The 10,872-nt window shown below is 72.4% G+C and carries 8 protein-coding genes; all 8 read right to left on the bottom strand.

Annotation, left to right across the window (positions count from 1 at the left end):
• Positions 1-880, bottom strand: an 880-nt coding sequence (locus tag EES42_RS17055) for a thiamine pyrophosphate-binding protein (RefSeq protein WP_277426125.1), incomplete at its 3' end; no start/stop codon positions are given.
• Positions 881-1,016: 136 nt separating this feature from the next.
• Complete coding sequence (locus tag EES42_RS17050; protein WP_241196418.1) at positions 1,017-1,793, bottom strand: 4'-phosphopantetheinyl transferase family protein; 777 nt, start codon at positions 1,791-1,793, stop codon at positions 1,017-1,019.
• Positions 1,794-1,836: 43 nt separating this feature from the next.
• Positions 1,837-3,129, bottom strand: a complete 1,293-nt coding sequence (locus tag EES42_RS17045; protein ID WP_124719050.1) for an MFS transporter — start codon at positions 3,127-3,129, stop codon at positions 1,837-1,839.
• The gene (gene argH / locus EES42_RS17040; protein WP_124719049.1) at positions 3,114-4,592 is read right to left on the bottom strand and encodes an argininosuccinate lyase; all 1,479 of its coding nucleotides are present in this window, start codon (positions 4,590-4,592) and stop codon (positions 3,114-3,116) included. The genes EES42_RS17045 and argH overlap by 16 nt, the downstream gene beginning before the upstream one ends.
• Positions 4,589-5,854: an ATP-grasp domain-containing protein gene (locus EES42_RS17035; protein ID WP_124719048.1), complete on the bottom strand. Its 1,266-nt coding sequence runs from the start codon at positions 5,852-5,854 to the stop codon at positions 4,589-4,591. The genes argH and EES42_RS17035 overlap by 4 nt, the downstream gene beginning before the upstream one ends.
• Positions 5,851-6,900, bottom strand: a complete 1,050-nt coding sequence (locus EES42_RS17030; protein WP_241196417.1) for a PLP-dependent cysteine synthase family protein — start codon at positions 6,898-6,900, stop codon at positions 5,851-5,853. Before EES42_RS17030 ends, EES42_RS17035 begins: the two co-directional genes overlap by 4 nt.
• Before the next feature lies 1 nt (position 6,901).
• Entirely contained in the window at positions 6,902-7,819 is a 918-nt protein-coding gene (locus EES42_RS17025; RefSeq protein WP_124719047.1) for a GHMP family kinase ATP-binding protein, read from the bottom strand.
• Between the two features lie 184 nt (positions 7,820-8,003).
• The coding region (locus EES42_RS17020) for a non-ribosomal peptide synthetase (RefSeq protein ID WP_164495257.1) at positions 8,004-10,872 on the bottom strand (2,869 nt) is incomplete at its 5' end.

Below are 10,872 nucleotides of genomic sequence, written 5' to 3'. Positions count from 1 at the left end.
CCGCGACCGCCGCGACGTCCCCGTGCATCCCGGGCATCCCCACGTGCTGCGGGTGGCTGCCCGGGAAGGCGCCGAGTGCCATCAGGGTGGTGACCACGGGGGCCCCGGTCAGTTCGGCCAGGATGCGCAGCTCCGCGGTGGCCCGTGCCTTGAGCACCCCGCCTCCGACGTAGAGCACCGGGCGGGCGGCGGCGCTGATGAGCCGGGCGGCCTCGCGGATCTGTTTGGCGTGCGGCTTGGTGACCGGGCGGTAGCCGGGCAGGTCCGTCGTCGTGGGCCAGCGGAAGGTGGTGGCCGCCTGGAGGGCGTCCTTGGTGATGTCGATGAGCACCGGTCCGGGGCGGCCGGTCGAGGCGATGCGGAACGCCTCGGCGACCGTGCGCGGGATGTCGTCGGCGTTCGTCACCAGGAAGTTGTGCTTGGTGATCGGCATGGTGATGCCGACGATGTCCGCCTCCTGGAAGGCGTCCGTGCCGATCGAGGCGGAGGGGACCTGGCCGGTGATCGCGACCAGCGGTACGGAGTCCATGTACGCGTCCGCGATCGGGGTCACCAGATTGGTGGCGCCCGGCCCCGAGGTCGCCATGCACACCCCGACCTTGCCGGTGGCCTGCGCGTAACCGGTGGCCGCGTGCCCGGCGCCCTGCTCGTGGCGGACCAGCACATGACGGACCCGGTCCGAGTCCATCAACGGGTCGTACGCCGGAAGGATGCAGCCGCCGGGGATCCCGAACACGGTGTCCGCGCCGGCCTCCTCCAGCGAGCGGATGAGGGACTGGGCGCCCGTCACGTGCTCGGCGCCGGAGTCGGGCTGCCCGGTGGTGCGGGGCAGCACTTGCGGGAGGAGGGCCGCGGGGGCCTGCTGCACAGCGTTTGACATCGTCAGTTCCAAAAGTCCGTAGGGATGTTGGCGAGGACGTTGCGGTGATCGGCAGCCGCGGCGGGAGCGGCCGGGTGGTGCGTGCCCGCCGCCGGGTGATCACCGCATCGGTGCACCCGGCGGACCCGACGGCCGGTCAGGGCGGGGTTCTCTCCTTCTGGAGGGCGTCGCAGGTGTGCCGTACGAGGTCGAGTCCGGCGAGCCTGCGCACGAGCGGGCCTTCCACGGTCAGCTCGCCCCGTACCGCCACCGCCGCCGCGTAGCCCCGGTCCACCGGAACGTCGAGCAGGGTCCAGCCGGACGGCGGGTACGGGCCCTCGGGGCGTCCCGAGCCGACGTAGTCGAGCGAGGGGTCGCGGCCCAGACCGGTGCCGAGGCCCTTGAGGTAGGCCTCCTTCCGGGTCCACAGCCGGGCCAGGGCCCGGGGCCGGGCCGGCGGGCTCAGCGCCGCCAGTTCGGCCTGCTCGTCCACGTGCAGCATCGCGGCGAGGTCGGCGGTGCCGTCCTCGTCCGGCACCAGTTCCACATCGACCCCGATGGGGGCCGCCGCGGTTCCGACGACGGCGAGATCACCGCGGTGGGACAGCGAGAAGAACAGCCGGTCGTCGGCGTCGAGCACGGTGGGCCGGCCGTGCGGTCCGCCGCAGCAGGGGCAGGTGTCCCGGCCGAGGTGGACCTCTTCGGGGCGCAGGCTCAGGTACGAGCCGAGCAGTCGGCGAAGGGCGACATGCGCGGCCGTGAACCGGGTCCGGTCGGCGGCGTGCATGAGGGTGGCGGCACGCTGACGCTCGGTCGCGTCGAGTACCTGTTCGTCCAGGATGCCGAGGGGGACATCCGAGACCCGCAGGAGCCAGAGGTCGAGCGAGCCTGGGGGTGGCAGCTCGCGGACGACCCACGGCAGGGTTTGTTCCACGGGGTCCCTCCTGTTCGTACGAGAGTGACAGGCGAGTCGGGTCTCACGGCGTGGCCGGCGCGACCGGCAGGTCGCGCCTTCGGCGCAGCGGCCCGATCAGGAGGAGCAGCGGAGTCAGGGCGAGTCCCGCGGTGAGCAGCCACAGGGTGGGCCGCAGACCGAGGGCGGTGCCGAGGATCCCGCCGAGCAGTGAACCGAAGGGAATGGCGCCGAAGTTCGCCACCGAGACGCTGGCCGAGATGCGGCCGAGCAGCTGGGGTGGACAGTAGCGCTGACGGAACGCTCCCTGGATCACGTTGGCGAGTACGACGCCGAGCGAGAGGACCGCGCTGCCGACCACCAGTGCGGACAGCGTCCAGTCCGTCCGCGTCAGCGGGATGAGCAGGGCGAACGGGGCGCTGGCGATGGTGGCGACGAGCAGTCCGCGGGCCGATCCGAACCGTGCGATCAGGCGTTTCGCGGTGGTGGCCCCCAGGATTCCGCCGATGCTGCTCGACGCGAGGAGCCAGCCGGTGGCGCCCTCGGGCACCCCCAGCTCACGGATGATGAACACCGGCAGGATCGCCGCCTCGGCCGTCAGCAGCAGGTTGGTGGCGGTGCCGTACAGGGTGAGGACGCGCAGGTAGGGGTCCTTGAAGGTGTAGTTCAGGCCCTCCTTGATGTCCTGGCGCAGCGCCCGGTGCCGTTCGGGTTTCTCCGGGAGGGGTTCCTTGCTGCGGATGCCGAGCAGGCACAGCGCGGAGACGAGGAACGTCACCGAGTTGACGAGGAGGCCGGAGGCGGCGCCGAAGGCCTGGGCGAGCAGACCACCGCCGCCGAGCCCCGCGACCTGGGCCACCGACTCGCTGCCCTGAAGCTTGGCGTTGGCCTCCTGGAGGTCCTCGGGTCCGACGATGGAGGGCAGGTAGACCTTGTACGAGATCCCGAAGAACACCGCGGCGAAGCCGTTGATCAGTGCCACGGCCAGCAGTTGGGTCATCGTCAGGACGCCGAGCCAGCCGGCCAGCGGAACGCTCGCGAGCAGCACCAGCGGGACCACGTTGCAGATCAGCATGATCGGCCGGCGTCGCATCCGGTCCACCCAGGCGCCGGCGGGCAGGCCGATGAGCAGCCAGGGCAGCCAGGGGGCGGCCGCCAGCGCGCTCACCCAGAGCGTGCTCGCGTCGAGCGTCACCACGGCCACCAGGGGCATGGCGACCCCGGTGATGTTGATGCCGACGCGATTGGTCGTCTCGCCGAGCCACAGCAGCCGGAAGTCGTGGTGGCGCAGCAGTCCGCTGCGCGGCGGCCGCTCGTCCGCCTCGTCCGGGGCGCGTTCGGTCAGGCGGGCCGACATGACGTCACCGCCTCGGCCACGGCGCGTGCCAGCAGTTCGGCTCCGTCGGACCAGCGGGTGCGCCGCTCGGCCGACTCGGCCTTCAGCGCGTCCCGTCGGGCGTTCAGGGCGCGGATCCCGTCGGCCGTGGCGCCGGGTCCGCCGCCGTGGGCGCATGCCTCGACGACCCGGTCGGGGGCCAGCCCGCCGTCGTCGACGGCGGCGAAGCGGGCGGCGTCCACCAGCGAGCGGCCGGATTCCAGGGCGCCGAGCACGGTCTCGCCGACCAGGTGGTGCGCGGCCCGGAACGGTGTCCCGTCCAGGACGAGCCGTTCCGCCAGGTACGTGGCCGAGGTGAAGCCGTCCACGGCCCGGTCCGTCATGCGTTCGCGTTCCGGTTCGGTGCCCGCCACCACCAGGCTCAGCAGCGTCACCGCGTCGGTGGTGCTGCTCAGTCCGGGCCAGAGGTGCCGTACGGCCTCGGTGCCGACCGCGATGGCGTTGGTGTAGCCGCCGGTGGTCATCGCGGACGCCGCGCCGACGAAGGCGCCGAGGCTCGCGGTGGACCTGCCCTGGATGTGTTCGAGCAGGAACGGGTTGCGTTTCTGCGGCATCATCGAGCTGGAGCCGACGAGGGTGTCGCCCACCCGCAGCAGCCCGAACTCCTCCGAGGTCCAGGTGCTCAGGTCCCGCCCGGCCCGGGCCAGCGAGACGCCGAGGACGGCGGACGCGGACAGCAGGTCCAGTACGAAGTCCCGGGAGGCCACCGCGTCGACCGAGTTGGGGGCGGCGGAGCTGAAGCCGAGCAGTTCGGCGGTGCGGCGGGGGTCGATGGGTACGGAGGTTCCGCCGATCGCGCCGGCGCCCAGCGGGTTGACGTCGAGCTGGCGTCCGGCGTCCAGCAGCGCCCGGTACGCGCGCAGCACCGCGCCGGCGACACCGGCGAGGTAGTGGCCGTAGCTGATCGGCACGGCCGGCTGGCCGTGGGTGTAGGCGGGCATGACCACGTCGCGGTACTCCTCGGCCTTCGCCAGGAGCACCCCCGCGAGCCGGTCGACCGCGTCGAGCAGGGCCTGGTAGGGGCCGCGCGTCTTGAGCCGGGTGGTGGTGGCGTTGAGGTCGTTGCGGGACCGGCCGGTGTGCAGGATGCCGCCGGTCTCGTCGCCCAGCTTCCCGATGAGGTGTCCCTCGTAGGCGAGGTAGACGCCGCGCGGCATCGGGGTGGCCCTGACCGGTGCGAAGTCCTGTCCGCGCAGTTCCTCGACGGCGCGCAGCAGGGCGGCGGCCCGGCCGGCGTCCACGATGCCGCGCTCGGTGAGCATGATCAGGTGGGCGCGGTCGACCTCGCTGATGCAGCGCAGCTCCTCGCCGAGCCCGTCCGCGGTGTCCGGCAGGTACTGGTCGTAGACGATGCGGTGCGCCTCGGCGTCGAGCGCGGCCTTGAGCCGGCCGGTGTCGACGCCGTTCGCGGTCGCTGCGGTCATGCGAATGCCTCCTCTGTGTGCAGATCCGCGTAGGTGACGGCCTCGCCGAGCAGCGCCACGGCCCGGTCGGCGGCCTCGGCCGCCCGTACCGAACGGTCGGCGACGGCGATGGCGTGACCGACGCGGCCCCGGAAGTCCTCGGCGGGACCGACGGGTTCGCCCGGGGCGCGGTAGAGCACCGCTTCGACGGTGCCCGGGACCGTGCGGGCCCTGGCCGTGGCTTCCGTGAGTGCGGTGGAGCGCGCGATGATGCCGTCCTGTTCCGCGGTGAGGAACCGGATCGAGGCGCGGGCGTAGCCGCCGCGTTCCAGTTCGGGGACGGTGCCGAGCGCGGCCAGCACCTGGGCGCGGACCAGGTCGATCCCGCAGGCCCTGCGGACCAGTTCGGGGATCATGCCGCCGGCCAGGCGGGGGTTGACCTCGATGACCTGGGCGTTCCTGGGCCCGGTCAGCCGCAGTTCCACATGGGCGGCTCCCCAGCCGAGACCGAGCGCCCGCACGGCGCGTACCGCCGACTCGCGCAGGGCGATCTCCTGTTCGCCGGGGAGTGCGGCCGGCACGTCGTGGCCGATCTCGACGAAGACCGGCAGCGCGCCGACGTGCTTGGCGACGGTGACGACGGCGTCGGTGCCGAACACCTCGACGGAGTACTCCGGTCCGGTCAGGTACTCCTCGATCAGGATCCGGCTCGGTGCGGCGATGCCCCGTTCGTTGACGGTGGCGGCCAGCAGCGTCCCGGCGTGCTCGGCGACCTCGTCGAGGTCCGTGCAGAGCCGTACGCCCAGACTTCCCGAGCCCTGCACCGGTTTGACCACCACGGGCAGGCCGATGGAGCGGGCCGCGGCGAGTGCGTCGGTGACTTCGGAGACGACGGCGAAGTCCGGCGATCCGACGCCCGCGTCGGCGAGCATCCGGCGCTGTTCGGCCTTGTCGCGGCAGGCGCGTACGGCCTCGGCCGACGGGCCGGGCAGGCCGAGCCGGTAGGCCAGTGCGGCGGCGGTCGGCACGTAGTACTCGGAGCTGGTCAGGACGCCCGCGATGGCGGCCTCGTCCTCCAGCGTACGGACGGCCGCCCACAGCGCGGCCTCGTCGGAGGTGTCCACGACGACCGTCCGCAGCCCGTCCTGGGCGGCGTACGGGTAGCGGTCCGGGTCCGCGCACAGCAGCACCGGCACCACACCGAGTTCGGCCGCGCGCGCGGCGAACAGCCGTCCCGTACCGGTGGTGTTGCTCTCCACCAGGAGCAGCAGGCGCTCGCTCATGAGCCGACCACCGGCATCACCACGTCGTCGAAGCCGCGGCGGGCCCACAGCAGCCGGGACCAGGCGGCGGGGGCGTCCAGCGGGTGTTCGACGGTGAGCGGGCCGTCGGCGGCGGGGGCGGGGACGATTCCCTGCTCGCTCAGCCAGTTGTCGTTGTAGACGGTGGACTGGTAGCGGTAGCCCTCGTCGGGGAGCACCATCACGACGGTGCTCTCCGGGTTCCGCTCGGCCCACCAGGAGGCCACTTGGAAGGAGGCGCCGCTGGTCGGGCCCATGAACAGGCCGTGGGCGCGGTAGAGCTCGTGGGTGGCGTGGAACGCCTCGGGGGCCGTCACCCAGTGGACCTCGTCGTACGCCGCGTGCTTGACGTTGCCCGGGTGGATGCTGCTGCCGAGCCCGCGCAGCATGCGCGGTCCGTCCGGGCTGCCGAAGATGATGCTGCCCTGGGTGTCCACGCCGACCAGGTGCAGTGCGGGGCCGGTCTGCCGCAGCGCGGCGGCGAGTCCGCCGGTGGAGCCGCCCGAACCGACCGGGCCCACCAGGCAGTCGACGGCGCCGACGGTGCTGCCGATCAGGTCGGCGACGACGCCGTACGCGCCCGGGTTGTCGGGGTTGTCGTACTGGCCGGGGACGAAGGCGTCCGGGTGCTGCCGGCGCAGCTCGGCCACGCGGGCGAGGCGCGCGCCCTGGATGCCGCCGGGCTGGCCGGTGTGCTCGACGATCTCCACCGTCGTGCCGAGCATTTCGAGCCGGGTGCGCAGGTCCCGGTCGATCGCCGAGTCGCCGACGATGGTCAGCGGGTAGCCGCGCAGCCGGCAGACCATGGCCAGGCCCAGGGCGAAGGTGCCGGAGGAGGTCTCGATGATCCGGGTGCCCGGGGAGATCAGGCCGGCGGCCTCGGCCCGGTCGAGTATGTAGCGGGCGGGCAGCAGCTTCATCAGGCTGAAGGCCGCCGCGTAGAGGTTGTCGGTCACCTTGATGATGCGTGGCAGCTCCGTCGCCTCCACGATCGAGGAGTGAGCCTTGGGGAGAGTCGTCGTCGTCATGTCAGTCACCCGTTGTGTAGTTCCACTGCTCGTGAATTCCGAGCTCTTGCAGGAGGTCCTGGGCCAGGCCGGTCCGTGCCTCGACCTCGGGGTCGTCCCGGTCGAAGAGGAGTCCGGCGATGTCCCCGCTGTGTGCCGCCTGTACGCCGACGGCTCCGGTGGTCCGCGCGATGTCCCGGATGCGGTCGAGGTCCGGGATCGGCAGATGACGCTGGTTGATCTCCGTGCTGGCCGTGGCCACCGAGCCCAGCAGGGCCACGTCCTTCATCTGGATGGCCTCCCGGAGCATGGCCTGCAGCCGGGTGAAGAGGTCGATCTCGTCCTGCCCGTAGCGGGCCGGTGCGAGGGTGAGTGTGTCCACGCCCCGTCCGCCGCCCTCGGGGCGTGAGCCGAAGCCGAGGACCCGCAGGGCCGGCATCGGGTAGCCGAAGTCCTCGATGACCGTGCCTTCGCGCTGGGCGAAGAGGACGGTGGATTCCTCGAACATGAGGGAGTCGGAGGCGGTTTCCGCGCGTACCGCGATCCGGGCGACGTCCTGCGGCGGCAGCGGGCTGACGAACGCGTCCTTCACCGCCCAGATGGCCGCGAGCACATCGCTGGTGGAGGAGCCGAAGCCCCGGCACAGCGGTACGTCGCCGGTGAGGTCGAGGTGCCCGCCCGGCAGCTCGTCGCCCGGCGGTGTCACGGCGCGTACCGCGAGTTCGGCCGCGCGCCTGGCCTTGCCCTTCCAGTCCGGCGTGACGGTGACCTCGGCGCCGGGGGCGGGGATGAAGGTCGCGCGGGTCGCGTGAATGGTGCAGGGAAGTGTGACGAGACCTCGGGTGAGCCCGCCGTCACCGGTGAACACGCCTTGCAGGATCTCGCCGTGGTGGACGGGGGCTGAAGCTACCCCGACACGCCAGCCGGAATGATCAACCATTTCCTTGACTTTCTGTTGCCGGGAGCCGTGGCCTGCGGATGGCTTCACGCTATGCAGGCCGGAACCCTTCGCCCGGCGGCATGAGAGGCAGCCCGCGGGCAATTGGGGGCCCGTGGCGGCGGCGCACGCGAAGGTGCCCGGGACCGCCGTCGTGGGCGGTCCCGGGCACCTGTGGGCCGATGGATCAGTGGCGCACCCCGCGCAACTCTTCCGCCAGCACCTTTCCGATCTCGCGGAGCGGTTCGGCCGTGGTCATGTCCCAGTGCTCGCAGTCGATCTCGTGTTCCTCGACCCGGCCCGTGACGTGGGGGGCCCAGGCTTCGGCGCCGCCGGCCGCGGCCGGGGTGCGGGCGGCGTCGAAGAACACCGCGTCGCCGCCGAACCGCCGCCGGGGAACGTACCGGTAGCGCATCTCCAGGTTGCCGGCCGTGGCGGCGACGACCGCCGCGGCCTGGGCCGGCTCCAGGGCGCCCAGGATGGCGTCCTCGGCGCGCAGCACGGCGGCCAGCTCCTCGGCGTCGGGGGCGGTGTCTGCGCAGCGGACGTCGAGTCCGGCGCCGCGGCCGCCGAGCAGGGCGGTCAGCACCTCCCGGCCGGTGATGGCCGGTGGCCGGAATCCGTCGGGCAGCGGGTAGGAGTCGAGCAGCGCGAGGAGGGCCACCTGCTCGCCCTGTTCCTCCAGCCGGGCGGCGATCGCGTGGGCCACGAGTCCGCCGAACGACCAGCCGAGCAGGTGGTACGGGCCGTGGGGCTGGACGGAGCGGATCTCGGCCACGTAGCCGTCCGCCATCTCCTCGATGCCGGCCGGCCGGTCCGAGGGGCTGGTCAGCTCCTTCGCCTGGAGCCCGATCAGTGGGCGTCGCCCGCCGATGTGCCGGAGCAGACCGGCGTACGACCAGCTCATCCCGGAGACCGCGTGGACGCAGAACAGCGGGGCCTCGGTGTCGGTGGCGGTCGCGGCCCGGATCGGCAGCAGCGTCTCCATCGGGTCGCCGCCCGTGTTCGTGGCGATGTGTTCGGCGAGCAGTACGGGTGTCGGGTACTGGAACAGGTCCCGGATGGTGACGCGGGTGTCCCAGATGGAGCGGATCCGGCCGATCAGCCGGGTGGCGAGCAGCGAGTGGCCGCCCAGTTGGAAGAAGTGGTCGTCGATGGTGACCGACGTCAGTCCCAGGACCTCCGCGAAGAGGCCGCACAGCACTTCTTCCGCCGGGGTGCGGGGCTCCCGCCCGCCGGCGGTGTCGGCCTGCGGCGGTTCGGGCAGTGCCCGGCGGTCGAGCTTGCCGTTGACCGTCAGGGGCAGCGCGTCCAGCGGCACGATCGTGGCGGGCACCATGTATTCGGGCAGGGCCGCCACCGCGTGCCGGCGCAGCTCGGGAAGGTCCGGCCGGCTGCCTTCGGTGGGCACCACGTATGCCACCAGCCGTTTGTCACCGGGCCGGTCCTCGCGGATCAGCACCGCCACCTGGGCGAGGGTGGGGTGCCGCAGCAGCGCCGATTCGATCTCACCCGGCTCGATGCGGAAGCCCCGCAGCTTGATCTGCTGGTCGGCCCGGCCGAAATACTCCAGCGCCCCGTCCTGGCTCCAGCGGGCCAGGTCGCCGGTCCGGTACATCCGCGAGCCGGGGGCGCCGTGGGGGTCGGCGACGAATCTTTCGGCGCTGAGTGCGGGCTGTCCGATGTAGCCGTGGGCGAGGCCGTGTCCGGCGACGTAGAGCTCGCCGGGGACGCCCGGGGGCAGCATCCGGAGGTTCTCGTCCAGGACGTAGGCGTGCTTGCCCGCGATCGGCCGTCCGATCGGGATGGCGGGGGCCGGTCCGGTGAGGGTGTGGGTGGTGGTGAAGCCCATGCTCTCGGCCGGTCCGTAGCCGTTGACGAGGTGGAGGTGGGGGTGGTCGGCCAGTGCCTTGGCGGTGTGGGCGGGTGAGGCCGCTTCACCGGCGGTCATGGCCTCCTTGATCCTGGAGAAGACGGCCGGGTGCTCGTCGAGCATGTGGTTGAACAGGCTCGCCGACATCTGCAGGGTGGTGATGGAGTGCCGTTCCACCAGCTCCGCGATCTGGTGCGGGTCGGTGTGCTGGCCGGGCTGCAGGACGCAGACGCCGCCGTGCAGGAGCGGTCCGAAGACCTCCAGGGCGAAGGCGTCCCAGGACACCGGCGAGCTCTGCAGATAGGTCTGTCCGGGGCCGAAGTCCAGGTAATCGGGGCCGATGAACGTGGCGGCCAGCGCCCGGTGCGAGGCCGCGACGCCCTTGGGGACTCCGGTCGATCCGGAGGTGAACATCACGCAGGCGATGGACTCCGGGTGTCCGCCCGTCTCCACGGGGGTCCCCGGCAGGGTGCTGATCGCGGGTATCTCCGCGGTGAGGTCGATCAGGGTGGCCGGGGTCGACAGGGCCGTCAGGTGGGCCTGGGTGACCAGTGCCGCGGGGCCGGTCTGGCCGAGCACTGTGTTCAGCCGGCCGGCCGGGAACTGCGGGTCGAGCAGGGTGTATCCGGCGCCGGATTTCAGGGCGGCCAGCAGTGTGGCGATGAGCTGCGGGGACCGTTCCAGGTGGATGGCGACGATGCTGCCCGGGGTGACCCCGCGCGCGGTCAGGTGGCGGGTCAGCCGGTTGGACCAGATGTCCAGCTCCTGGTAGGTCACCCGCTGTTCCTCGTGGACCAGCGCCACCTCGTGCGGGGTGCGGGCGGCCTGCGCCGTGAACAGCGCGTCGAGTCCGAGGCCGGGCGCCGGGGACTGTGCCCCGCTCCACTCCCGCAGCCGGTCCCGCTCCTGCCCGGAGACCATCTCCAGCTCCGCGAGGGGCAGGTCGGGGGTGGCGACGGCGCCGGTGAGGAGCCGGACCAGGCGGTCCGCCGTGGCCTCGATGGTGCGTGCGTCGTACAGGTCGGTGGTGTACTCGATCATGATGTCGAGGCCGTCCGGCCGTCCGTCGGCGGCGCGGTTCTCGGCGAACGCGAAGGTCAGGTCGAACTTGGCGACGGAGACCGGCGGGATGGCGAACTCGCTGTCCAGCCCGACGAGTCGGGGTGCGTCGTTGCTGGTGTCG

This window comes from Streptomyces sp. ADI95-17 (assembly GCF_003846175.1).
GTDB lineage: Bacteria > Actinomycetota > Actinomycetes > Streptomycetales > Streptomycetaceae > Streptomyces > Streptomyces sanglieri.
Note: the sequence above shows the minus strand (reverse complement) of the source record. Positions and strands in the feature narration are given on the sequence as shown.